General features: G+C 44.7%; 27 protein-coding genes and 2 riboswitches. Of the genes, 9 read left to right on the forward strand and 18 right to left on the reverse strand.

The window, feature by feature from the left end; translation table 11 throughout:
* Nucleotides 1-88: 88 nt before the first annotated feature.
* Together DS742_RS17165 and DS742_RS17170 are read right to left on the reverse strand one after the other, a co-directional pair.
* Nucleotides 89-313: a hypothetical protein gene (locus tag DS742_RS17165; RefSeq protein ID WP_117418207.1), complete on the reverse strand. Its 225-nt coding sequence runs from the start codon at nucleotides 311-313 to the stop codon at nucleotides 89-91.
* Nucleotides 314-348: 35 nt separating this feature from the next.
* Nucleotides 349-660, reverse strand: coding sequence for a YbjQ family protein (locus DS742_RS17170; RefSeq protein WP_117418208.1), 312 nt, complete (start codon nucleotides 658-660; stop codon nucleotides 349-351).
* Between the two features lie 148 nt (nucleotides 661-808).
* On the opposite strand from DS742_RS17170, the gene DS742_RS17175 reads away from it, so the two are divergent.
* Entirely contained in the window at nucleotides 809-1,627 is an 819-nt protein-coding gene (locus DS742_RS17175; RefSeq protein WP_117418209.1) for a MerR family transcriptional regulator, read from the forward strand.
* A 426-nt stretch (nucleotides 1,628-2,053) separates the two neighbouring features.
* Here the strand turns inward: DS742_RS17175 and DS742_RS17185 are convergent, their stop codons facing one another.
* From DS742_RS17185 to DS742_RS17205, 5 genes are all read right to left on the reverse strand, one after another.
* Complete coding sequence (locus DS742_RS17185; RefSeq protein WP_117418211.1) at nucleotides 2,054-3,151, reverse strand: SLC13 family permease; 1,098 nt, start codon at nucleotides 3,149-3,151, stop codon at nucleotides 2,054-2,056.
* Between the two features lie 195 nt (nucleotides 3,152-3,346).
* The gene (gene cooS, locus DS742_RS17190; protein ID WP_117418212.1) at nucleotides 3,347-5,257 is read right to left on the reverse strand and encodes an anaerobic carbon-monoxide dehydrogenase catalytic subunit; all 1,911 of its coding nucleotides are present in this window, start codon (nucleotides 5,255-5,257) and stop codon (nucleotides 3,347-3,349) included.
* Nucleotides 5,258-5,325: 68 nt separating this feature from the next.
* A complete protein-coding gene (locus DS742_RS17195; protein WP_117418213.1) occupies nucleotides 5,326-5,862 on the reverse strand; it encodes a GNAT family N-acetyltransferase in 537 nt (178 codons plus the stop codon).
* Nucleotides 5,863-6,029: 167 nt separating this feature from the next.
* Complete coding sequence (locus tag DS742_RS17200; protein WP_117418214.1) at nucleotides 6,030-6,458, reverse strand: DUF6442 family protein; 429 nt, start codon at nucleotides 6,456-6,458, stop codon at nucleotides 6,030-6,032.
* Nucleotides 6,458-6,661: a helix-turn-helix transcriptional regulator gene (locus DS742_RS17205; RefSeq protein WP_117418238.1), complete on the reverse strand. Its 204-nt coding sequence runs from the start codon at nucleotides 6,659-6,661 to the stop codon at nucleotides 6,458-6,460. The genes DS742_RS17200 and DS742_RS17205 overlap by 1 nt, the downstream gene beginning before the upstream one ends.
* 285 nt (nucleotides 6,662-6,946) lie before the next feature.
* Nucleotides 6,947-7,027: riboswitch (ZMP/ZTP riboswitch) on the forward strand.
* A 66-nt stretch (nucleotides 7,028-7,093) separates the two neighbouring features.
* Nucleotides 7,094-7,209, forward strand: a riboswitch (THF riboswitch).
* Between the two features lie 146 nt (nucleotides 7,210-7,355).
* Here DS742_RS17205 and DS742_RS17210 point away from each other — a divergent pair.
* From DS742_RS17210 to DS742_RS17225, 4 genes are all read left to right on the forward strand, one after another.
* Nucleotides 7,356-8,222 (forward strand): ECF transporter S component, encoded by an 867-nt coding sequence (locus tag DS742_RS17210; protein WP_117418215.1) that lies wholly within the window; start codon nucleotides 7,356-7,358, stop codon nucleotides 8,220-8,222.
* 234 nt (nucleotides 8,223-8,456) lie between these two features.
* The gene (locus tag DS742_RS17215; RefSeq protein WP_170313503.1) at nucleotides 8,457-8,876 is read left to right on the forward strand and encodes a nuclear transport factor 2 family protein; all 420 of its coding nucleotides are present in this window, start codon (nucleotides 8,457-8,459) and stop codon (nucleotides 8,874-8,876) included.
* Between the two features lie 296 nt (nucleotides 8,877-9,172).
* Nucleotides 9,173-9,661, forward strand: coding sequence for an RNA polymerase sigma factor (locus tag DS742_RS17220; RefSeq protein WP_117418217.1), 489 nt, complete (start codon nucleotides 9,173-9,175; stop codon nucleotides 9,659-9,661).
* A complete protein-coding gene (locus DS742_RS17225) occupies nucleotides 9,654-10,709 on the forward strand; it encodes a hypothetical protein (protein ID WP_117418218.1) in 1,056 nt (351 codons plus the stop codon). Before DS742_RS17220 ends, DS742_RS17225 begins: the two co-directional genes overlap by 8 nt.
* A gap of 248 nt (nucleotides 10,710-10,957) precedes the next feature.
* On the opposite strand, the gene DS742_RS17230 is transcribed toward DS742_RS17225, so the two are convergent.
* From DS742_RS17230 to DS742_RS28925, 11 genes are all read right to left on the reverse strand, one after another.
* On the reverse strand, nucleotides 10,958-11,824 hold the full coding sequence (locus tag DS742_RS17230; protein ID WP_117418219.1) for a DUF1016 N-terminal domain-containing protein: 867 nt from the start codon (nucleotides 11,822-11,824) through the stop codon (nucleotides 10,958-10,960).
* 84 nt (nucleotides 11,825-11,908) lie between these two features.
* Nucleotides 11,909-12,247, reverse strand: coding sequence for a hypothetical protein (locus DS742_RS17235; protein ID WP_334296904.1), 339 nt, complete (start codon nucleotides 12,245-12,247; stop codon nucleotides 11,909-11,911).
* A gap of 47 nt (nucleotides 12,248-12,294) precedes the next feature.
* Nucleotides 12,295-12,576, reverse strand: coding sequence for a DUF4314 domain-containing protein (locus DS742_RS17240; protein WP_117418221.1), 282 nt, complete (start codon nucleotides 12,574-12,576; stop codon nucleotides 12,295-12,297).
* Nucleotides 12,577-12,670: 94 nt separating this feature from the next.
* Nucleotides 12,671-14,290 carry a recombinase family protein gene (locus tag DS742_RS17245; RefSeq protein WP_117418222.1) on the reverse strand — a complete coding sequence of 540 codons (1,620 nt, stop codon included), beginning with the start codon at nucleotides 14,288-14,290 and terminating at the stop codon, nucleotides 12,671-12,673.
* Nucleotides 14,272-15,159 carry a recombinase family protein gene (locus DS742_RS17250; RefSeq protein WP_117418223.1) on the reverse strand — a complete coding sequence of 296 codons (888 nt, stop codon included), beginning with the start codon at nucleotides 15,157-15,159 and terminating at the stop codon, nucleotides 14,272-14,274. Before DS742_RS17250 ends, DS742_RS17245 begins: the two co-directional genes overlap by 19 nt.
* Nucleotide 15,160: 1 nt before the next feature.
* Entirely contained in the window at nucleotides 15,161-16,741 is a 1,581-nt protein-coding gene (locus DS742_RS17255) for a recombinase family protein (protein ID WP_117418224.1), read from the reverse strand.
* 92 nt (nucleotides 16,742-16,833) lie between these two features.
* Nucleotides 16,834-16,992 (reverse strand): hypothetical protein, encoded by a 159-nt coding sequence (locus tag DS742_RS28920; RefSeq protein ID WP_170313501.1) that lies wholly within the window; start codon nucleotides 16,990-16,992, stop codon nucleotides 16,834-16,836.
* Entirely contained in the window at nucleotides 16,989-17,375 is a 387-nt protein-coding gene (locus tag DS742_RS17260) for a type II toxin-antitoxin system PemK/MazF family toxin (RefSeq protein WP_207715825.1), read from the reverse strand. Before DS742_RS17260 ends, DS742_RS28920 begins: the two co-directional genes overlap by 4 nt.
* On the reverse strand, nucleotides 17,359-17,493 hold the full coding sequence (locus DS742_RS29800; protein WP_278336075.1) for a hypothetical protein: 135 nt from the start codon (nucleotides 17,491-17,493) through the stop codon (nucleotides 17,359-17,361). The genes DS742_RS17260 and DS742_RS29800 overlap by 17 nt, the downstream gene beginning before the upstream one ends.
* 521 nt (nucleotides 17,494-18,014) lie before the next feature.
* Entirely contained in the window at nucleotides 18,015-18,467 is a 453-nt protein-coding gene (locus DS742_RS17265) for a sigma-70 family RNA polymerase sigma factor (protein WP_117418240.1), read from the reverse strand.
* Between the two features lie 154 nt (nucleotides 18,468-18,621).
* Complete coding sequence (locus tag DS742_RS28925) at nucleotides 18,622-18,780, reverse strand: hypothetical protein (protein WP_170313502.1); 159 nt, start codon at nucleotides 18,778-18,780, stop codon at nucleotides 18,622-18,624.
* Nucleotides 18,781-19,077: 297 nt separating this feature from the next.
* Here DS742_RS28925 and DS742_RS17270 point away from each other — a divergent pair, with 297 nt between their 5' ends.
* From DS742_RS17270 to DS742_RS17285, 4 genes are read left to right on the forward strand one after another with little or no spacing between them, the layout of a single operon-like run.
* Nucleotides 19,078-19,290, forward strand: coding sequence for a helix-turn-helix domain-containing protein (locus DS742_RS17270; RefSeq protein WP_117418225.1), 213 nt, complete (start codon nucleotides 19,078-19,080; stop codon nucleotides 19,288-19,290).
* 32 nt (nucleotides 19,291-19,322) lie between these two features.
* Nucleotides 19,323-20,759, forward strand: a complete 1,437-nt coding sequence (locus DS742_RS17275; protein WP_117418226.1) for an ABC-three component system protein — start codon at nucleotides 19,323-19,325, stop codon at nucleotides 20,757-20,759.
* On the forward strand, nucleotides 20,737-20,985 hold the full coding sequence (locus tag DS742_RS29920) for an ABC-three component system middle component 7 (protein ID WP_117418227.1): 249 nt from the start codon (nucleotides 20,737-20,739) through the stop codon (nucleotides 20,983-20,985). Before DS742_RS17275 ends, DS742_RS29920 begins: the two co-directional genes overlap by 23 nt.
* Nucleotides 20,954-22,657 carry a DUF2326 domain-containing protein gene (locus tag DS742_RS17285; RefSeq protein WP_117418228.1) on the forward strand — a complete coding sequence of 568 codons (1,704 nt, stop codon included), beginning with the start codon at nucleotides 20,954-20,956 and terminating at the stop codon, nucleotides 22,655-22,657. Before DS742_RS29920 ends, DS742_RS17285 begins: the two co-directional genes overlap by 32 nt.
* Nucleotides 22,658-22,668: the final 11 nt, after the last annotated feature.

Consider the following 22,668-nt stretch of genomic DNA (forward strand, 5'->3'; position numbering starts at 1 on the left):
CGTTTGGCAAATCCTTCAGGCGCCTTCCGGGCGCAGGCAGGGAAAAGCCCCTTATAGGGGCAGAGCAAACCACCGGCTAAGCCGGTGGTCATGATTTCAGCTCTTTTCTTTTCAGCACATAGGAAACCGCCATACAGGAGATTCCGGGGATTAAAAACAGAATGCCGGAAAGCAGGAAGCTGGCAAAAATCAGATCAGGAACAACCAGAAGCCTGCTTTTTAACAAATAGTATTCATAGATGATTAAAACAAGGAAAAGAAGCAGAAACAAAAGCCCTAATATAAACAGAAGGTTTTTTGCAAATTTTTTCATGTCATTCCCCCCAATAAAGACTCCGGCAGTATCAGCTACTTAAATACAGCAGCAGTTCCATAAGCCAGAACTTCCGCAGCACCCTGCATGACCGAAGAAGAAGCGTAGCGGATATTGACAATGGCTTCTGCGTTCATTGCCTCACCTTCCTGGATCATACGGCTGGTTGCAAGATTCCTTGCCTCATCCATCATTTCCGTATACGCTTTTAATTCCCCGCCAACTAAGGTTTTAAGTCCCTGAGAAATATCTTTTCCTAAATTTTTTGACTGTATGGTGCTTCCTTTCACCATACCCAGAAGTGTCAGCTCTTTTCCTGGAATATAATCCGTGGTAACTAACAGCATTGGGATTCACTCTCCTTTCTCTATAAAAATCAGTTTTAACATAAACAATGAAAAATATGTATCTTATGATATGTTGCTTGACTCTCACATTATGGTATACTCTATACTAAATACGAGCTCAAAATAACATATATGTGAGGAAATAAGCATGCTGAAAATAGGAGATTTTTCCAAACTGTCACGAATCAGTATCCGAATGCTCCGCCATTACGATGAGATCGGACTGCTGACGCCAAGGAGCACCGACCATTTTACCGGATACCGCTATTACAGCGAAGACCAGCTCTTAAAAGCGGTCAGGATTAATTCTTTAAAAGATATGGGATTTAGTCTTGCCGCAATTGGGGAAATGTTAAAAAAATATGATGATCCCGTGGAACTGGCAAAGTATTTAGAGATCCGGAGAGTGGAAGTCCAGGAAGAAATGAAGGAAAGCGGACACCGGCTTATGCTCCTTGATACAGCCATTCAAAGGCTGAGAAAGGATGAGTTGGCAATGAATTACAGTGTAGTACTAAAAACCATGCCCCAAAGATACGTGGCCAGTGTAAGAGCGGTTATACCAGCCTACAACCAGGAAGGAATATTATGGAAGCGGATGGGGGAAGAAACCCGGGATATGAATCTGCAGATGGCAGAACCCGTCTATTCTCTTGCAGTATTTCATGACCATGGATTTATAGATAGGGACGTTGATGTGGAAATACAGATTTCCGTAAAGGGTTCCTATGACAATACGGAGCATGTAGTATTTAAAACAGTACCAGAGGTGGAAATTGCATCAGCGGTATACAAAGGGAGCTACGATCAGATCACAGATGTGAACGTTGCAGTTGCTAACTGGGTCAAAGACAATGAATATGAATTTAACGGTCCCATGTTCTGCATTTATCACGTCAGTCCTGCTCAGACCCAGAATCCGGAGGAACTGGTAACAGAAGTGTGCTATCCGGTTAAAAAAATATAATAAATACAAAAAACGGCTGCCTGCTTGTAACAGACAGCCGTTTTTGTTATAATAAACAGGCATAAAATAAAAACACGGTTCCAGGCAGGTTGGAATAGAAAGGTCGGGATTATGCTGTTTAAAAAGAAATTAACAGAGATTTACAGTACACAGGATCTTGAAAAGCTATATCGTGTAAAAAATGTGTTGAGAGAAAATAATATTTATTATATGACTGAAACAACCAATAACAGTTTACGTTTATCAATGAATAACTTAAATGGAAGGAATCCAATCTTAGGCAGGACGGGCAACGTCAGAGATTTTTACAGACTTTTTGTATACAAGAAAGATCAGGAAAAGGCAGCATATATCCTTTCCCAGTTAAACTGAGCAGTAAAACAGCCAGTGGCATAGTATCAGGCCGCTGGCTGTTATAATATAAGTTTACATAAAAAATCCTTCAAATAGAAGTAAAGCGATGAGAAACAGGAGGTTAAAGGCTGTAAAGATTCCCAGAAACAAAATTGTTTTTTTGGGATAAACTGCAGCATACAGTTTATAGGAGATAACACTTGCCATAGAGGCAATCAGCGTTCCCATGCCTCCTACATTTACTCCGGTAAGAAGTTGGGAAGCATTTTCCGTGAATCCGGACAGCATGACGGCTGCCGGAACATTACTGATAAACTGGCTTAATAAAGCAGCCGTTATCATGGTATCTTTTCTGATCAATCCCGAAACAGCCTGATAAACCCAGTCAATTCTGGCCAGATTCCCTACAAATATGAATATGGCCGCAAATGTAAGGAGAAGGCAGTAATCCACCTGACAGAGCGTGCGTCTGTCTAAAATTGCAGTCGCAGCCAGAATAATCAGAGCTGCGGCCTGATAAGGAACCAGCCGAAGCACAGCGGCAACAGCCAGAAAGAACATGGCGCCATAGGCGACGACAGGTCTTTTTCGTATTACCGGAGTGGTGGAATTTACCTGGCTGATGGGATAACGGGGGATAAAAAAACACACCAGTGCAAGCAGAATCCCTCCGAATAAGACAAAGGGAAAAGTCACTCTTAGAAAAGACGGAAGACCAAACCCATACCGGGTAAACAGATAAAGGTTCTGCGGATTTCCGATGGGAGTGAGGCTGGAACCGATGTTTGCGGCAATGGTCTGCAAAACCACAACAAGGGCAGTATGGCGTTCCTGACCGCACAGGGAGAGAACAGACAAGGTGATAGGGATCAGGGCGATTAAAGCAACGTCATTTGTCATAAACATGGATGCAAAAAAGCAGGTGAAAACAAGCAGAAAAATGAAAGGTTTTAAATCATTCATTCCAGATGACAGTTTCACTGAGATTGCGTTTAAAAGTCCTTCCCGTTCAATTCCCTTAAGTGAAGTCATGAGACAGAACAGGCAGAGCAGAGTCTTAAAATCAATATACAGCAGATAGGCTGAATCCAGGGGAACAAAAAAGACGGAAATCAAAGCGAGAATTGAAGCTGCTGTCAGGACGGGTTCTTTTTGAATAAATTGTTTCATAATGTTTCTCCAGTAGTAGCAAGGGTAGTAAAAATACTTCCGTGCTATTATATATCATAAATCCGTCTGCTTCAATCATTGTTTTCTGCAAACGTTCACATACTGAAACTGGAAAAAACTGTTTATCGTAGATTAATTAGAAAGACCGCATTATTCCTTTCAGATGAGGAGTAATACGGTCTTATTATATTATTATTACAAACCCATGGCTTTTCTTTTTTTCATGATATGGTTTTCAATTTTTTCCGCCACTTCCACAGGATCATCTCCCAGGGCCACTTTACCGCCGGTTAAGCTTTCCACATCCTCTGTGAGCAGTTTTACAAGGTTTGGTGCACCAGTGATAAACGGGGTAGGAGAAAGATGGGTGAAGGCGCCGTAAGCAACGGCAAATATTCCGTCTATGGTAGCCTTCTGCTCCATCCATTCCGGTGCTGTGACAGCAATGGGAAGATCGGAGATATCCACATCAAGATAGTCAGCAAGAGCCGTTACCAGCATGGAGATTCTTCCCGTATCCGTGCAGGTTCCAAAGCTTAATACCGGTGGGATCTTCAGTGCGCTGCATACTGCCTTTAAACCGCTTCCGGCTTCGTTAACTGCATCCAGATTACACATGCCGGCTACTTCCAGACCATGATTTCCGCAGCCGCCTGCAACAACCATAATATCTCTCTTAATCAGCTGTTTCGCCAGGTTTACGGTGTTCCAGTCCTGGGGACCGTTTCTTAAGGTGGAGCAGTTTGCCAGCGCGACAATTCCTTTGATCTGTCCTTTCGCAATGACATCCACAAGATTTTGTAAGTCATTTCCGATTGCATTCAGTACGGCTTCCGTTGAGAAACCGGCAATTGCTTTCTGGACATGCCGGGGTACCATGGGTTTAATTTTGCCATGTCTCTTTTTGAAGTTCTCAATTGCGATATGAATGCATTTGTCCGCCATTTCTTCCGCTTTTTGAGGATAGTAAGGCATTTTATGCTCAGTTCCGGGAACACCGATGATGGTGCTGACACTGACAAGGGCGACCTGGTACTTTTCTGCATATTGATCGATTGCAGGCGGAGAACAGTTTTCCTCCATAACGAATGCGTCGACGGTTCCTGTGGCTAAGAAGGGTTCAATGGCCAGCCAGTTACCCATCAGTCCAACAAAAACATCATCCATTTCAAATCTCTGGAGCAGCTCCTGTCCGGTTTCAATAGAGCCTACGATGTGAATACCTTTTGCACCGCACTGCTTTGCCAGATCCTGAAATTCCTGTGATTTGGCCTTCATAAGGGCAGCAGCACCGATCCAGGGCTGATGACCGTTAAATGCAATGTTTACATAATCCGGGTCCATGATGCCCAGATCCACATCTACTTCATGGGGCTTAGGTGTACCGAATAAAATGTCCTGGGTCATTTCAAGACCGATCTGGGCTGTATAGATGGTGGATAAACCCAGCCGCAGTGCCTTTTTTGCAAGAGAAACATAGTCTCCATCCACATTGGTAAGGCAGCTTGCAATGCAGTTTTGCACTTCATGTTCAATTCCGGAAGGGTAAATATTTAAATCATGCCATATTTTTTTCCTCTTTTTCGGAGCAAATGCTTCCACCATAATGCTGTGCTGGTCCGGATTCACTTTCATTTCCCGGTCTAACAGCTCCGCAAGGCAGGTTGCCATCTGATTGATGGACTGGCTGGTGTCAATTCCGGTCTTTTCACACATCCATTTCAGTTTTTCCGTATCAGTGATCTGAAATGTTGTATTTCCTTTTCCTGTTTCTTTCAGCGTCCGAAATGCTTCATAGGCATGATGGGCATAAGTAGCAGCTCCCATGATATTTCTCATAAGGAGATTTCTCATTGCCATGGCGTCCGGACCGATTCCGCAGGCACCCTTTTCAGGACCTTTCTGTTCATTAATCCGGCAGGGACCGTTGGTGCACAGCTGACAGCTAAGACCCTGGAGACAAAATTTGCACCGTATCTTTTCCTGCTCATCAAATCTTGAGAATACGCTGGATAAACCGTCATCTCTGATTCTTACCAGCATTTCTTCTACAGAATCGTGATAACTGACACGATCCTTTGGTTTTTCTAAAACTGCTTCTGACATAATGACCTCCAATCTTATTATCAAAGGTAGTATGTCAGCTTTGGAATTTTACTATACTTGAAAAGATGTTATTTTATAAGCCATTCTTTCTTTAAAACAGCATACTGATATGTGTTTTCATAAAGCGGTGTTCCGTCGGGATTGTTTACAAATGAAATAAATTCAACAAATAAACCTTCTCTTCTCATTCCCAGACGCTCACAAAGTTTCTGGGAAGGGAGATTATCATCTTCTACGTAGGCATAGATTCTTCGGGCATCGTTTTCAAAGAGATTGTTTATGAATGCTTCGGCTGCTTCCGTCGCATATCCTTTTTTAACATATTTTAAATTGAAATTCCATCCGACGCTGTATGTGTCCGGATGTTCTTTCATTGAGAATATTTCTCCAATGATGAAATCCGTATCACGCAGGCATACGGCATAGCAGCTGCCATGATCATCTTCGTTTTGTTTTTCTTTTACTTTTTTAACGGCCTCGTTATAAGAATTTACTTTTTCACTGTAAAAGCAATGTACGGGTGGTTCGGCAAGGTATTCATATAAACCTGCTGCATCCTTTTCTTCAAAGTTTCGGATGATAAGTCTGCTGGTTTGTATATGCATTTTTTGTCCTCCATTATTAAATATTCAGCCAGAAAGATCAAAAATGGGACAAGACCTTATTAGATCTTATCCCACTTAAATAATCATGATGATTACAAGTCCTCTGACAAGTGAACTTATACGGAAAGCCTATCATAGAAATGTTAAAAAGTCATGTGTTTTTTATTTTACATCTCTTTATCATATTTCATGCGAAAGTAAATTCCATATCCATGTACAAACAGGTAAACAAAAACCAAAAGTAAAACAGCCGTCATATCTATTCTCATTAAAGCAAATGAAACCATCAGCGCTCCAAAAACAAAGGTCATCATGTCAAATGCTTTGGCTTTGGCACGGTTGGAAATTGCTATATTGCGCTCATCATTTTTTTCTATCTCAAGCTTCTTTTGGATATCAGGAGCGTTTTTCGTTAGTTTACGTGAGATTATATTCCCCATTCCATGTCCAAAAATTCCACAGCCAAAGCCAATAAATATATATGGCAAAGCCAGCAGCATTCCCTGGGGATCAGGTAATGCTTTCACCAGGTACAAACCTGCTGCCAGCAAAATTATTCCCAATGAAGTAACCATGTAATCTGTTTTTGCTTTCATCACTTCAGTTCCTCCTCATAAATAAATATCTCTTCAATAGTCATGTTAAAATAGCGTGCGAGCTTAAACGCCAACATAATGGAAGGATTATATCGTCCATTTTCAAGTGATCCGATTGTCTGCCTTGAAACTTCAAGAGCAATTGCTAAGTCTTCCTGTTTGATGCCACGCTGTTTTCGTATTTCCTCTAATCGGTTTTTCAAAAACTTCATCCTTTCATATGGAAAGTACGCTTTCCATTGACTTATATTATCACTTATGAAAAATAATGTCAAGTGTGCTTTCCATAGAAGGGGTTTTTGTTCGCTATTATATTAATGTGCAAACAGTAAATATCAGCAGAGTGATGATTCCCGTTATTGATTATTACTCTACTAGCCTCTTAGGTCTTGTTTCGAATGCAAAAATAATGTATATTAAAGCCACAAGTCATTGTCCGTCCTATTTGTGCCTTGAAGTTGACAATACTAATGAGCAATGGTAATATAAATGTGCTGTATAACTGACGGAAGTGGATTCAACCACAGGGAGTACAGCGTTTTGGAAAGCCGACCGTCTGGGCATGATGCTTGGATTGGTGGGTCTTTTTTATTTTCTGAATGTACTTAATACCATTCAGAGAACATTTGAATCAGAGCAGAGTAGAACGTTGTGCGTAAATCATTGATTTGCAGTGCCTTCTGAACGGGGAGTTGTCAGAGGGACGAAAAGCCATTTAGGGCTTACGGTACAAGGTTCGCATCCCGCTGCTGCATAAGGAGAAGCGGTGTAATGATTGTGCCTCTTGTTGTGTAGCTGTGCTGCATGACAGGAGGTGTGTTGATGGTTATAACTTAGAAATTCAATTTAACGATAAACTTTCTATGTCACGTTCTATTTCAGAAGGGAGAAGTTAAATTGAAGGATACAACTTTATATGTGCGCCGCATTACAATTTCTGCGATATTCCTCAGTATTTCACTCGTTTTAAAATCAACATTTTCTTTCTACATACCCGTGTTTGGTCAAAATGGAATGAGTGTTGGCATCTCCGGCATTTTCTCCATTATGCCATCCCTTATATTCGGGCCTGTATATGGCGCGGCTGTGTCAGGGCTTTCTGACTTTTTGGGTTACCTTTTAAAGCCTGTTGGAACCTATATACCTCTTATGACGCTGGTCGTAGCTGGTGGTGGATTTATCCGGGGCGCATTATGGTCTGTCCTGCGCAACAAAGACAACAAGAAAATGAGAATGATAGTTACAATTTTTTCCGTGCTCATGTTATTAGCAGGGATTTGTAATATTGCGTTTCTGGCAGCCGATGGTGTTAATCGTGATTTCTACAATCATGTACAAAAAGAAAACATTAATACGGACAACATGCACCTTATCAGTAAAATGCTGATTGAAAGAACCATTGGTACAAAAGATCCATCGGGAAATCTGGCAACCTATATTTCTTGGGTCACAACCGCAATGATTGGATGCGCAGCTCTCGGCATCCTGTTGTTAGCCACTGATCTCTTTCTATCGAAAAAGATTTTTCATGATACAAGTAGGGGGCAGATCCCCCAACTTCTTATCGCCATGATCGGTTCCGGATTGATTGTGACTACCCTTAATACCATCGTCCTGCGCGAAACAATCTTTGCCGCATGGAAGATACTACCGTTTGCAGTCATATGGATTCCCAGAATGATTGAAGAAATTCTTGGTAATACAGTCAAGGCATATTTTGTGGTCATTCTGATGGGAATTTGTAGAAAACAGAGTACCCTGTAAGAGATAATGAATGTGCCATCCGTTAAGCTCAAAAAGAAATCAAAGGACTCGTAAGATTGGAACGGAGGCACACATAACCGGAACAGTCAAAGGAAATCTGCGTCGAAGAACCACCCCAGGCATATGGGCCCTGCAGATTGCGTTCGACCATGAGTCTGCTGCAGATCGTTGGTGTTGGATTTGTTCAGACGGTATATTTACTGACAGATAAAAGGAGGCTGAAAAATGATTCCTATACAAAGTAGAGAAAAAACTATCAGACATTGGTTTGATATGTGGCTGCAAAAACAAGATTTAGGGATTGCAGATATTTTTTCATATGATGCAATTTATATTGAAAGTTGGGGACCAAAATATAAAGGTAGTGAACAAATCAAACATTGGTTTACAGAATGGAATAACCGTGGAAGCGTACTTGTGTGGAATGTGAAGCAATTTTTCCATAAAGAAGACCAAACGTTAGTTGAATGGTATTTTAAAAACACTATGGTGGATGGCAGAATAGAAGAATTTGATGGTATTTCCCTTATCCAGTGGACACAGGGTGAAAAAATATGCTTTTTAAAAGAATTTGGATGTAACATAAATAACTATAATCCCTATCAGAATAGCCCAACACCACAATTTAAAGATCAAAACACAATATGGTTTTAACTTTTGTAGTGCTTATATTACAAGCAAGATAGGGAGCTAAAAAAGGACTTCCCTTTTTTCGATTCGTTCAATATCGCCCATCGCGAGTTGAATCCCTCACTTTAATATGGTAAACTTGTTCTATATAGCTACCGAAGAAAACTTTTATGAAACGGTAGTAAGGAATTTGAACGCTCAGGGAGCGAATTATATTTGACGTATTTAGCGTGCTATTAAGGCACGCTAAAATTTTATGATTTTTTGTGTAGCATTTTGGACCTCTTATAGGTGTTACAAGTGAAAGGAGGGTTATATGCATGGAACAACAATCATTGCGTACGGATGATTGCACTGAAAAAGTGATTCGATATTATTCAGATATGGTATATCGTCTTGCATTTGCAAGAACAGGAACAAAGCATGATGCTGATGATGTTTTTCAAGAGGTTTTTCTTCGCTATGTGAAAAAGAAGCCCGTCTTTGTAGATGAGGAACATCGAAAGGCTTGGCTCATTCGAGTTACAATAAATTGCTCAAATAACTTTTGGAGCTCCTTGTGGAATAAAAAGACACAGGAACTTAATGATGAAATATTATTTGAAACAAAAGAGAGCATCAATATATATTCCGAATTGCAACAGCTGCCACCCAAATATCGTGAAGTTATTCATCTGTTTTACTATGAAAATATGTCACTTGAAGAAATAAGCCTTGCCCTAAACAGGAAAAACTCCACAATAAGAACTCAACTCACAAGGGCACGTGCTATGCTGAAAAAATTTATAAAGGAGGAAGATTATGTTTAGAGAACAATATAATAAGCTCAATAACCAAGTTAGTCCTGGTGAAAAATTACTGCAAGATACGATTCGTAAAGCTGAGGAAATTGAAAATAAATCGCATAATAGAGTTTTTTCTTTCCGTAAGCCGGCAATAGCCTTCGTATCAATTTGTCTTTGCCTTTCACTCGCAATGCCAGCTTTAGCTGCTACAGTAGAACCTATATACGAACTCATGTATATGGTTTCTCCAACTATTGCACAGTTTTTTATGCCTGTTCAAAAATCCGATGAAGACAATGGTGTGAAAATGGAGGTTGTATCGGCCTACATCCACGATAATGTTGCAGAAATTAATATAACCATGCAAGATTTAATAGAAAATCGCATTGATGAGACTACTGACCTGTTTGACAGCTACTCCATAAACCGTCCATTTGATAGCTCGGCACATTGCGAGCGTGTCGGATATGACGAAAGCACAAGGACAGCTACGTTTTTAATTACCATTGAGGAATGGGGAAATAAAGATATTGCAGGTGACAAAATAACTTTTACGGTAAGGGAGTTTTTAAGTCATAAGGAAACATATGAAGATATAGAAATTCCCTTATCTCTTTCCACTGTTGACGTTGCAAAAGAAACGCAAAAGCCTTTGAATCGTACAGGTGGCGGCGGTGTCGACTATAAGCAATCTGATGAAGAAAATTCAGTTGCTTTGATTCCATCCTCTCCTATGGGTGAATTTCCTGTCGAGGGAATTGATTTGACAGGAGTAGGATATATTGATGGAAAACTTCATATCCAAACCGCTGTTACTGATAATTTAGAAAAAGATAATCATGGTTTCTTTTATCTGAAAGACAATTATGGCAATAAAGTTGATAGTAGCTATACTTTCAATTTCGTAAATCAATATGACCAAGCTGGCCGAATTGACTATTGCAACTATATTTTTGATGTTCCGCAAAGTGAAATTTCCAAGTATACTCTATATGGTGATTTTGTAACTTCTGGTATGATAACAAAAGGAAACTGGAAGGTAACTTTTCCTTTAGAGTACCAAAGCGAATGAGCACACCCTCTGTCAGTGCTTATTTTCACCTTTTTTCATTCAAAACCCTCGCCAAGCCGCATAGATACTGGCTTTTTCAGCCCTGCATCTATTTTGACCTAATCTTTTGTGGACACCGTGGAAAAAAGATTTCTTATCTTTCTCCAAAGAGAGCGCCAAATTCTCAAAATAAATCAGATTCTCCGCAGGCAATGACCAATTTTATGATGCCATAAATCCTCAGACTCTTCATGGCCGTGTTCAAATAATTATGCGGCTGTTTTCGGTCGATGTACTTGCCATTGATAATTCCTGCCCTGTTTTCTGATAAAAGGCGGCGGGAGCTTCTTCGGTTGAACCATATCGGGCGGCGGCTTTAAATGGATGATTTGTTTCTGCGCCAATGTTTTTGATGAAACGGGACGTTTCGGAAACGAATAATCCTGCCAGCATGAAATGAACTGTTTTCGCATATTTTTCATTCTTCTGACTGTTGGAAGCATTGCGAGGATTTTGCTATAGCCGCTATCATTGTTTCGGTGCAGAGCATCCCCTTGGCGGGGAGGCTCACACGCTGTCACAAACGGCTCACACACCGTTTCAGCGGTTTCGGTGGTGTCTACGGCTTCATCTGGACAGCTATCGCTTACAGGGGCAAAGCTGGGTTCCATGCGCTCAGCGTAATCCTCCGCATGGATGGCATCGGCAAAGGCATGCTCCTGAATGGCTTTCATGAGCGCCAGTTTGGAAAGGTTCCGTTCCACGGCAAGGCCAATATAAAAAGAACGCTGCGCATCGGTTTCGCAGTACTCCAGTATCACGGCGTTCTGTGTCCAGCCAAGATACTGTGCCCTTTCCATAAGAATCGGGTTGTTTTCATAAGTGCGGTAAAAGTCACGCATCCTGCGGAGATTGCGAAGAGAGAAGCCCTTCAGCGATGGAAACCGGTCGGCGAGCATTTCAGCCAAGTGCGGGATAAACGCTTTTTCTCCCTGACGGCAGATACATTGACCGATCCGTGTATAAAGCTCCAGCAATGCCCGATTGCAGGGCTTCTCATCTTTTTCATAGCATTCAGCTACCGCAGAGGCAATCTGTTCCAGATACAGGGCACTGTTCTTTTTCAACGCTTTCATAGACTTCTCCTTTCCGGCTCCGTGGGAGCCTGTTTTTTTATGTACCCGGCAGAGCAAGCTCCGCCGGTGAAATGCTTGGAATTGTTAGTAGCTTTGTTTCATTTCAAGGCCGCCGCCCTGTTGTGCAGTTGCTTCATCCATATGAACGCCCAGCCGGTTGGGAAGATAATCACTCAGCCAAGTGCCGCCGAAAGCACTGTGTGACTGCAAACGCCATATGGCGAGCTTTCCCATATGCAAATCCACATTTTCCATAGAAAACAGCAGATTGGTGCAGCCGTCATGCTCAAAAGCGAAAACATCCTTGAAGGTATCGCCGTTTTGCAGGATGCCTTCCTGCGTCAGCAGTTCGTTGATGCCGTTTACCCATTCTGAAAGCTCTCCGCCGCAGCCTTGAATGATCAGTCCCTCACGGTCTGTCATGGTGCGAAGTTCATCTGTCGTAATCCGTTTCACGGTGCATCCTCCTTTCATTCCATCCTCATGCCGAACTGCGGAGTGGGACTTTCCTCCGGCTCAGACGGTGCTGGACGCGAGAGCACCGAGAAGCTGTCCTCTCCGGGAACGACACCGAGGGTGCGCCCATTGTCAAAGGTGCAGTGAAGCGTGCCGATGTCATCCACAAAATCTACCGTCCCTTCCGTACCCGGCGCAATGGGGGCGTAGGGATCGTCCATACTGTCGAGGCGGATACGGGTTCCGCTGGGATACCGTTCCTTCATCCGCTGTGCTTTTTGGTAATCGAAAAACATTTTCATTCCTCCTGATTTAAATTTGTGTTCAGCTGCTTATGGGATATAGAAAATCAGGCGCAGGATATTTCCCCGCACCTGATTGCCGTTGCCCTTATATGATCTGCTCAATCTCCGTTCCGTCCTTGAAACGGATGAGCAGTTTTTCTTCGCTGAGTACCGTAATGGCGCTGATCAGCTGCCGCACCGTGACCTCGTCAAAGGTGGCGATGCCGGTGTCCATCGATTCCAGCTCGGCGGCAAGCTGTTCCACGCGCTCGTCCGCCTGTTCGGTATCCTGCTTATTTTTCTCCAGCTCACTCCGTTTTGCCACCAGTGCGGAAAATTCCATGCTGACCTTTTTCAGTTCCTCATCGTATTGGGTGGAATCCGCTCCCACAGCGGCGGCAAGCTGAAGGAGCCTGTACTGCTGTTCCCGCAGTTGGGAGAGTCTGCTGTCAATGGCTGCGAGGCTGGTTTCACCGCCCTTTGGTGTGAGTGTGGTGCGGATGCTGTCCTGTAGAATCGCTTTCATGCTCTTTAGGCTGAACATTTCGTTCATGGCGCTGACCACCGCTGTGTGAATCCGGCTTTCCTCCAGCGTAGGTGCGTCCTTGCAGAACTTTTTGCCGTTCTCCAGACGGTTGATGCACCGCCAGACAATTTTTTTACCCTCCGGTCTGGTCCATGTCACCCTGCGGTAAGGGCTGCCGCAGTTCCCGCAGGATAACAGCTCGGTCAGCACATATTTGCCGCTGTATTTGGCAAGCTCGGTTTTGGCTGCGGCACTGACTTTTTTCAGGCTGGAGCGCCGTGCCATTTCCTCCTGCACCCGCTGAAAGGTCAGCCGGTCGATGATGGCGGGATGGCTGTTTTCCACATAGTATTGGGGGAGCTCGCCTGTGTTTTTCTTGGTCTGGCGGGTGAAAAGGTCTGCGATGTAGGTTTTCTGGAGAAGAGCATCCCCCATGTATTTTTCGTTTCGAAGCATCCCCCGTATCACGCCGTCATTCCACTTTTTATGCCCCCGCGCCGTTTTGATGCCGTCCGCCTCAAGGTCTGCGATGATTTTGGCTACGCTGTGCCCAATCAGATACCGTGAAAAAATCCTGCGGACGATTTCCGCTTCCCCCGGGTCGATTTCAGGCAGATTGTTCTCGCCCCTGCGATAGCCTAAAAATCCGGCATAGTGAAAATAAACCTTGCCGTCCTTGAAATTTTTGCGGTGTCCCCAGCGGATGTTGCCGCTCATGGACTCGCTCTCGGCCTGTGCCTGGCTCATCATAAAGGTGAGAATCATTTCGTTGTCCATGTAGAGGGTGTTGACATTTTCCTTTTCAAAGAAGACGCCCACGCCCATCCGCTTGAGCCTGCGAACATAATCCAGACCGTCCAGCGTATTCCGGCAGAACCGGGACACCGATTTGGTGATAATCAAATCCACCTTGCCCTTTTCGCAGGCTTTAATCATCCGCAGGAAATCCTTGCGCTTTTTGGTAGAGGTTGCGGTTTTGCCCTCGTCCGCAAACATATCCACCATGGTCCACTCCTGCTGGGCGGCGATTTTTTCGGTGTAATATTCAATCTGCGCCTGATAGCTGTCGAGCTGTTCCTCGGAGCTGGTGGAAACGCGGCAGTAAGGCGCTACCCGCAGGCGCTGTTTGCGGATATCCTTTTGGTTGTGTTTGGGATCGGCGGGAATCACCGTGACTTTTCTCACTGCGCTTTCGGGCACTTTGCATCCTCCTTTCCATCTGCTTCAAGGGATTTTCCGTTGATGAGCCGCAAGCGGAGACCGCCGTGGGCGGTAAATTGGATTTCCTGTACTGCGGTTGTGAAAAGCTCTCTGAGGAGTTCCGCATTGATAGATTGTGTGAGGATTTTTTCCTTCAGTCTCTGCATCTGATAATAAGGCATAGAATCAGGCAGTCCGCTGTATTGCTCGGCGGCACAGGCCAGTATCAGCATTTTGGTGTACTCCGGTCCCGGCTCCGCTTTGTTCAGCTCCCGGATGACCTCGTTCTGGATGCGTACCGCCTCCAGCGTCGGCTCATTTGTATTTTGCGGCAGGGACCATTCTAAGAGGTTCGGGGTCTGCGCCAGCACCTCCAGCCTTTCGGATAGGGCTGTGCGGATGTCCTCATCCTCTATGTAACGGCGGTTGGTACAGTCCTCCTTTTCGCAGTACCAGCGGGGCTTTCCCCCAGCTCTGGTATCGCGGAGCATCCTGCCGCCGCACACGCCGCAGACCGCTTTTTCACGGATGGGTCCGATGTAGTCCGGGCAGGGTGTATAGGTATTCTTTTCTCCCCGGACAAGCTGGGCACGCAGAAAGGCTTCCGGCTCCAGGATGGGGGGATATTCCTTTTCCCCAAGATAGCGTTCGTTTTCGAGGATGCGCTTAACCATGTGCTTGTTCCATTCAGCCGTGTGGCTGTGGTAACGAAGCCCCCGGCGCATCATTTCAGCGGCAATTTTGCTGTAGGCCATGCCGTCCGCATAAAGTCTGAAAATCTCTTTGACCGCCGCTGATTCTGTGGGGCTGCATTGTATCTCTCCCTTTTTCATGGTGTACCCGAAGGGGATTTTTCTCTGCCATGCCATATTACCGCACCGTCCTTTCCATGGTTTCTTTTAGTATCAAGCCATTGTGAAGGCTGATATTCATCTCGGTTTCCGAGGAGATGGTGATGTTCTCCACCAGCACCTCAAACACTTCCTCCGTGAGTGCCTCTAAATATTCGGGGCTGTCCTCCAGATAATCCAGCATGGCTTGGGTGGCTTTGATCTGACTGTCCTCACCGTTGGCTTCCATGATGCGGCGGCGTTGACGGCGCAGCTCCCGAAGCTTAAAGTCAATTTCGCCGATTTGGGATAAATAAAGAGCAGAATCTACGTATCCCTTCGACTTGAGTCGAACAAGAACGAGATTCTGCTCGGTGAGCTGGGCGATTTCTTTGTCGATATCATTGATTCTGCGGTTGGATCGAAGCTCTTTTTCCCGAAGCTCGGTCAGCTGAGTTAAGACCGGGGACAGGATTTGTGTACGACGCCGTTTCAGCTTGTGGTACATACGGAGGATTGCCGTGACAATCTGTTCCTCCGGTATCTGTGAGGTGGGGCAAAGGTCTTTATCACGGTCATGCCTCCGGCAAGTCCAGTAGACCTTTTCGTTGATGATTTTTCTGCGGAACAGAGTACCGCAGCTTTCACAGCGGATTTTCTTTGCCAGCAGTGCGGAGGAAGCCGATCTGTTGCCCTGATTCCGTCGGCTTTCCATCAGTACCTGCACCCGCTGAAAGTCCTCCTTGGAAATAATCGCCTCATGGCAGTTCTCTACAAAGTATTTCGGTTTCTCACCCTTGTTGCGCACCTGCCGGAACGGGATTTCGTTGGTGGCAAAGCTCTTTTGCCAGATCATATCTCCGGTGTAGGCGATGTTGGTGAGGATGTACGCCACTGTACTTGGGTGCCAGACGGTTCGCCCCTTGGTGCGGGGGATGCCTGCTTTGTTCAGCTCGTCTGCGATGTCATCCTTTCCCTGACCGCTGAGATAAGCGGCATAAATGCGGCGCACCACCTCGGCCTGTTCGGGAATAATCATTAGGGTGCGCCCCTCCAGCCTGTAGCCGTAAGGCTCGGACGGCGAGAGGTAATCGCCCTTTTCCATACGGATGCGGACGCTGATGCGCATATTGTTTGAGTGGTTCTGTGACTCCATCTGTGAAAAAGCGCCGTAGATGGTGGCAATCTGCTCCGACGTCATTTTGCCGGTGTCGATGTTCTCCTTTTCAAAGTGGATGGAGATGCCCAGCCGTAAAAGCTCCCGCACATACTGGATATATTCCTTGGTGTTTCTCGCGAAGCGGGAGATGGATTTGACGAGGACGCGGTCGATCTTTCCGTCCCGGCAATCCTGAATCATCCGGTTGAATTCATCCCGCTTGCTTGCCACAAGACCGGAAATGCCCTCGTCGGCATAAATGTCCGCCAGCTCCCAGCTCTCCTGTGCGGCGATATGACGGGTGTAATAATCCACCTGTGCGATGTAGGAGTTCTGTTGATCCTCCGAGTCGCTGCTCACACGGGCATATGCTGCCACACGGAGCTTTGCAATTTCCGGCTTTCTCGCCTGTATCAAGGTGATTTTAGGCGCTTCCGCCGATGTTGCATTGGGTTGATACATCTTTTTTCCCTCCTTTCAACGACATACACTACCACACCTCCCGGCATATAGCTACTGAATAGTTGATAATATTCAGAAAACAATTCCGGGACTCAGCAGGGAGCGATGATGGTGGGGCGCAGCCTGCGTTCCAAGTCTTTTCTGACTCTTTCTATTTCCTGATCTGTCATGCTCTTGGCAGCTGCAAGCCGTATGAGCTGCTGCAGAGCGGCAGCGTACATCAGATTATCGGATACCTGTGCGTTTGTCATGGTGTTTCCCTCCCTGATAAAATAGGCGCCGGAGCCAGCCCGACGCTGATTGCCAGTGCCTCGTCAATTTTTTGCATTTCCTGTTCATCCAGCCTGCCGACATATTCCCGTAGCCTGCTGCGGTCGATGGTGCGTATCTGCTCCAGAAGCACAAAGGACTCCTTCAGGCGGCCGCAGGCATGACCGATGCTTGCATGGGTGGGGAGCGGCTTTTTCGGCTTCGCGGTAATGGCGGCGGCAATCACGGTGGGACTGTAGCGGTTTCCAACATTGTTTTGCAATATGACAAGGGGCCGAACGCCACCCTGTTCCGAGCCAACCGTTGGATTTAAATCTGCGTAGTAGATGTCACCTCGTAAAATGGTATTATGGAACTGTTTCAAATACACACCTCTTTCCTATGCCCATATTCTTAATGGCACAAAAATAGAGACCGCCCTGTATGATCTGCTTTGCTGTGAGAGTCTTTGCAGGCAGGGCGATCTCCATTGCTTCTAACATTAAGATTTTTCTCGCTGTGCTTAATTCAACACTATTCCCCAAGCACGCAGAGCTCTGGTGTATACGAGCTCAAAAGGCGACGGCCTGAACTGCGGCTGGCTTCACCGCATCATAGGAATCTCACCTCCACCGGGATCTCCGCTGGCTGCCCTCATTGCGTGGTCCCCCTGTCAAGGGGGGCTGTGACTGGACAGAAGTATCAATATAGGCTGACGGGGTCATTGCAAAACAGGATGCCACAGCCTGCTTTTCGGACGAATGGGTACCGCTTTGCACCTTATTTGGCCGTCTTTGATAGGAGCAGAAAGAAACGAACGAACAGAAAATAAGTGCTTTCGTTTTCTTACTGCCTGCCTACAGGTGGTCTTGGCGCATCCTCCGTGGTCGCTTTCCCTTTTTTGGGGCCGTCAGCTAACGTATTCAGGTCGTCGGATATGAAATTTTCAAAGAGCAGTGAGGGTGAATAGAAAACCCCCCTCACTACTAAGCCGATTTCGTGAGGGGGTCTACAAAAAATATTTTTACTTTTCTATCATTTTTTTGAGCTTCAGCCGAATCTGTCGTTCACGGTAGCTGATAGTTTGTTGCTTGATACCAGTTTCCCGCTCCAATTCCGCCTGAGATTTTCCTTGAAAATACAGGGCAGAGATTAGCGCCTGTTCTTCCTTTGAAAGCTGTGCGAGACACTGGTGGAGCTTTTCCGTTATGAGCTTGGCCACGACCACATCCTCCACGCGGGGAGAGACAAGGTCCGGAATACCATCCTCACCTGTAGTTTCCGCCGTATCCATGGCACTGTAATAAAAGACGCCGTTTGCCGTATCCCTTTCCTCCAGATAGGTTTCACGGCGCTTCATGCGGTGATAGGTAAAATAGACTTCTTCGCTGACCGGCACAAGCTGACCCTGCACTTTGATTTGGTATTTTTTCTTGCTCTCCCTCTGACGCTGAGTATCTCTTTTGATGCTTTTCATAAAATTTGCTCCTTTGAATTTCAAATTTTTGAAATCCGCCGGAACCGTTGAATCCGCATAAACGAAACAAGACGGCAGGAGAACCTCCTTTGCAGGAAGTTCCGCACTGCCGTCTTGCGTTCTGGCGGATTTCATTTTTGTTACTGAGGTACGGTTATGCTACAGGTTTTACACGATCATGCGTTATGTTCAATGTGCCATCGGTATTTACGGTGATGCGAGTAACGCAATCTTTTATTTGAATTTCAAACAGACGTTGATCGCTGCTCATATCGCCGATGCGTTTTTTATTCAGGTTTCTTACTTCGGTCATAGAAATACTTCCCTCCCCTCGACTGATTTTTGAGTGTTCAGGCATATAAAGCAAAAGCTGTTATCGCCTTACGCAATAACAGCATACTAATTTATGGGACAAGCTTGGAGGTGTGGGAATAGCTTTCCAGTAGCGTGTGAGTAGCGAATTTTTAATATTGTACCAAGTTCATACATGAAGTCTAAATATGCAAAGCCAATATCAGCGTTAATCAAGTTAACCTTGATATCAGTCTCAAAACGTGATAAAATATTCCAAATAGGCTATTTGAGGGCAAAGCTCTTTGGAGGAGATATTATGGCGTTCAGCTACAATAAGCTATGGAAAATACTGATAGATAGAAAAATGATGAAAAAAGATTTGATGGCTATGACGGGCTTAACTACAACTACTATGGCAAAGTTAGGCAAAGAACTGCCGGTCAGCATGGACGTTTTGGCGCGCATATGTAAGGCTCTCAGATGTAATATTGGAGATATCGTCGATTATATTGATGAAGAAAATAAATAGGATACAGTTCAGTTTGAATGGAGGGTTTCGGCATGAGGTTATGTTTTGGCTCATATTTAGCGATTCTTGTTCCGTGCAAGGCAGTTAATATTGATAATAAGCAGTTGTGCGAAGCACTTCTTCATTCTGTTGCCCCCAATTATGAGTTTACATTTTCAGGGCAGGAAAATGCAGATCGTGTCAGAGAAGATGCCACATCAAAATTATTGCGGTGTGAACAAAATCTCTCAAAAGATATTACTGGGCCAGCCCGCAGCGCCGTTCCACAAGAAGTAGCCAGCTACTTTAAGAACAATGTCATCAAACTGTTGGACAGTAATTTATCCAAGCAGATAATCCTGACACTTAAAGACATGATTGGTAATGATCTTCCTGAAAAAGATGGGAAGAAAATACATGGTATTTACGATGATACGAAAGTCGAGCTGGTCAATGGCATAACCAAAAAAGAATTGGCATCACAAACCGAATTCTGTTTTCATTCGTTTTTGGCCGGAGTCTTTTTATATGTTGTCACAAACACTACGAACCGAAGCGGTAAAAAGACGATTCGATCTGTTACACAAGAGTATGTTCTTTCCTTCACATCTCGGATTGAAGAAATAACGCTCCTTGAGGATAATGTGTCAGATCGGGTCCGCACTTATGATCATAGAAACGGAAAGACCGATACAGAATTCGCCGAAGGTGTCGCAGAGTATGTTATAGACAAAATCAAGCAACTACCTCAGCCATCAAAGCAGGACGATTCCCTGCTTGTTACTCTTCTGTCAGAAGCTAATGGAAAGTGTTTATATTGCGGTGGTTATCTTGGAATTCCCAAGCGAGGGAAGATTCCGGTTAAAAACTGTGAAATTGTCTATTTGAAGCAGTCACCAGATGAAGCGGACAGCTATGAAAATGCGGTAGCATTATGTACAAACGAATGTGCTCCTCTTGTTCCGGTGATGTCATCTGATGAAATAGCAGAGTTGCTTGAAAAAAAACACCGTTGTGCGGATATTCAGGCATTTCTTGACAGAATATCCGGCATTAAGTTTCAGGATGAAATAGAGACTGTTCTGCGCGAAGTTCATAAGACAAAGAATGCGCAAGGATTGGAACCAACAGATATCAAGGATTTGGTTGAGATTGAGCGTAAGATTCACGAACCTTTCCTGAAGGACAAGATTAATGCGAGTATGGCTCGCTTATATAAAACTGTAAAAAACACTTGCTCCCGTCTTGAACAGGAAATTGGATTTGACACGAATATGTTTGGGGAGTTAATGAAATCCGCTTATAAGCTGCTCGAGAGTGGAATACAGCAAAAATCAGATATCATCGATCCACAGGAATACATAGCAGATCTCTTAGTTGAAAAACTATTTTCACAAGTTGGACAGAGACATAGAGATGCCTGTGAGATCATTGTTGGATATTTAGTGAAAAGGTGTGATTTGTTCAATGAAAATACCAAGCAAAGTTAATTCTTTCTCCGATAGCGTCATTGCTCTCTTTGCGCCTATCTTGGAGAAATTAGAGGAGCGGGATATGACCCCGCATGAACTGCTCGAAGCGACACGGACAAAGGTATCGGAAATAAGCATATTTCTTGATGCTCTTGATTGTTTGTATAAACTTGGGCAAATAGAAATACCTGACGGGACGGAGGTACTCCACTATGTTAAAGCGGATAACATGCGAGAAGTTTAAAACTCAGCCGGAGGATTTCCGGCCTGGGCTTAACGTTATCCTTGGCAGTTCGGATGGCAGCAACGCTATTGGCAAGTCCACTTTTCTGCTGATACTGGATTTTGTATTTGGAGGGGATAACTACCCAAAATCCGCAAAGGATGTGATCACTCATCTTGATCACCACACGATAAACTTTATCTTTGAATTTGATGGTTTTCCCTACTTTTTTTCTCGAAGCACAAGCCGCCCGTCCGTGGTGAATCGTTGCGACAGCCAGTTCCATGTCATTGAGGAAATGAGTGTGCCGAACTATCGCAAATGGCTGTTCCACGAGTATAGAATACTTCTGAGGGGTATTACTTTTGATGAAATTGTAGAAAGATTCTTCCGTATTTACGGCCATGGAAGCCATAATGAACACAAGCCTCTGCAAAGCGAGCGCGAATCAATGGCAACGGCTGTAGAGTACCTTATGAAATTATTGGATAAGTTTGAAGCTATCCAGAATCTGAAAACCGCCGAAGAAAGCTATGGCATCAAGCCAAGCAAACAAGCGGAACGTTCCATATCGGATATCACGGCTGATATTGGCGAGAATAAGGATAAAATAGAAAGTCTGGAAAAGCGCCGGGAGAGGCTGTGCAGGCAAAATGAAGAGGCCAACCTGCGTGCTTTGGGTATTGATCCACAGCAAGCGGAGCGGCTTGCTGAAATTAAGAGTGAGTTGGGTAAACTGAGCCGCCGGAAGAGCCGTTTGATATCCCAGCTTAATGCAGTCCGCAACAATATGCCTGGTAATGACGGAGTGCTAAAAAAAGACTTTTCGGCTCTGCTCCGTTTTTTCCCTGATGCTATAATTGATGCTTTTACTGATGTTGAAGCTTTCCATGCTAAGATCAACGGTTTTCTTCGCGCTGACATTGAGGAAGAAATTGCACGGCTGACACCGCAAATTGAATACATAGATGCCGATATTGCAAACTATGAGAAGCAAATCGAGGGTTCAGGAGTCGCCAAATCGCTCTCGCAATCCATTCTTACTCAGTACGCCCGTGTGTCACGGGAAATAGAAAAACTGGTTGAAGAGAATGAAGCGCTGCAAGGCGAAATGGAGCAAATGGAAAAGCGCAAGGAGATTGAACATCTGCTGGCGAATCTCCGCAAACGGCAGGAAGAAGCTCTCGCCGCTGCTCAGGATGAAGTGAACGCTGAAATGCAGCGAATTAATGATATTATTACCGGCGGTGACAGAACTGCACCAGAATTGACGCTAAAACCGGACAAGACCTTTGAGTTTGAAACCCCAGATGATAAGAGTGAAGGAACAGCGTTTAAGAGTCTGGTAGTGTACGATCTGAGTATGCTTGCTTTAACTCCGCTCCCTGTTCTGATTCATGATTCAAGCATCGTTAAGCGCATAGAGGATGCGGATTTTGAAAAGATACTTGGTTTGTATCAGAAAAGCGGTGAAAACGGCAAGCAAGTGTTCATCGCATTTGATAAGGCAGATACTTATACACCAAATACATACAAAATCGTTGATAAGGCGTCAGTTCTCCGCCTGTCCGTGGGCAATGAATTGTTTGGTATGTCTTGGAGTCGGCAAAATGCTGTGCCAGAGACGGAGCCCATACCCAGAGCAGATGCCGAGGATAATGTGAAAACAGAACAGCGAAACGATAAAGAATAAGGAGATAAAAG

Source organism: Lacrimispora amygdalina, from assembly GCF_003432035.1.
Classification (GTDB): domain Bacteria; phylum Bacillota; class Clostridia; order Lachnospirales; family Lachnospiraceae; genus Lacrimispora; species Lacrimispora amygdalina.

Excerpts from the sequence above, each read along its gene's own strand:
- DS742_RS17165 (WP_117418207.1), bottom strand. The coding sequence starts at position 313 with ATGAAAAAATTTGCAAAAAACCTTCTGTTTATATTAGGGCTTTTGTTT.
- DS742_RS17270 (WP_117418225.1), top strand. The coding sequence starts at position 19,078 with ATGGCGTTCAGCTACAATAAGCTATGGAAAATACTGATAGATAGAAAA.
- DS742_RS17175 (WP_117418209.1), top strand. The coding sequence starts at position 809 with ATGCTGAAAATAGGAGATTTTTCCAAACTGTCACGAATCAGTATCCGA.
- DS742_RS17265 (WP_117418240.1), bottom strand. The coding sequence starts at position 18,467 with ATGAAAAGCATCAAAAGAGATACTCAGCGTCAGAGGGAGAGCAAGAAA.
- DS742_RS29800 (WP_278336075.1), bottom strand. The coding sequence starts at position 17,493 with ATGTTAGAAGCAATGGAGATCGCCCTGCCTGCAAAGACTCTCACAGCA.
- DS742_RS17240 (WP_117418221.1), bottom strand. The coding sequence starts at position 12,576 with ATGTTTTTCGATTACCAAAAAGCACAGCGGATGAAGGAACGGTATCCC.
- DS742_RS17285 (WP_117418228.1), top strand. The coding sequence starts at position 20,954 with ATGTTAAAGCGGATAACATGCGAGAAGTTTAAAACTCAGCCGGAGGAT.
- cooS (WP_117418212.1), bottom strand. The coding sequence starts at position 5,257 with ATGTCAGAAGCAGTTTTAGAAAAACCAAAGGATCGTGTCAGTTATCAC.
- DS742_RS17225 (WP_117418218.1), top strand. The coding sequence starts at position 9,654 with ATGTTTAGAGAACAATATAATAAGCTCAATAACCAAGTTAGTCCTGGT.
- DS742_RS28925 (WP_170313502.1), bottom strand. The coding sequence starts at position 18,780 with ATGACCGAAGTAAGAAACCTGAATAAAAAACGCATCGGCGATATGAGC.
- DS742_RS17200 (WP_117418214.1), bottom strand. The coding sequence starts at position 6,458 with ATGAAAGCAAAAACAGATTACATGGTTACTTCATTGGGAATAATTTTG.
- DS742_RS17230 (WP_117418219.1), bottom strand. The coding sequence starts at position 11,824 with ATGAAAGCGTTGAAAAAGAACAGTGCCCTGTATCTGGAACAGATTGCC.
- DS742_RS17185 (WP_117418211.1), bottom strand. The coding sequence starts at position 3,151 with ATGAAACAATTTATTCAAAAAGAACCCGTCCTGACAGCAGCTTCAATT.
- DS742_RS17220 (WP_117418217.1), top strand. The coding sequence starts at position 9,173 with ATGGAACAACAATCATTGCGTACGGATGATTGCACTGAAAAAGTGATT.
- DS742_RS17255 (WP_117418224.1), bottom strand. The coding sequence starts at position 16,741 with ATGTATCAACCCAATGCAACATCGGCGGAAGCGCCTAAAATCACCTTG.
- DS742_RS17235 (WP_334296904.1), bottom strand. The coding sequence starts at position 12,247 with ATGACAGACCGTGAGGGACTGATCATTCAAGGCTGCGGCGGAGAGCTT.
- DS742_RS29920 (WP_117418227.1), top strand. The coding sequence starts at position 20,737 with ATGAAAATACCAAGCAAAGTTAATTCTTTCTCCGATAGCGTCATTGCT.
- DS742_RS17275 (WP_117418226.1), top strand. The coding sequence starts at position 19,323 with ATGAGGTTATGTTTTGGCTCATATTTAGCGATTCTTGTTCCGTGCAAG.
- DS742_RS17170 (WP_117418208.1), bottom strand. The coding sequence starts at position 660 with ATGCTGTTAGTTACCACGGATTATATTCCAGGAAAAGAGCTGACACTT.
- DS742_RS17250 (WP_117418223.1), bottom strand. The coding sequence starts at position 15,159 with ATGGCATGGCAGAGAAAAATCCCCTTCGGGTACACCATGAAAAAGGGA.
- DS742_RS17195 (WP_117418213.1), bottom strand. The coding sequence starts at position 5,862 with ATGCATATACAAACCAGCAGACTTATCATCCGAAACTTTGAAGAAAAG.
- DS742_RS28920 (WP_170313501.1), bottom strand. The coding sequence starts at position 16,992 with ATGACAAACGCACAGGTATCCGATAATCTGATGTACGCTGCCGCTCTG.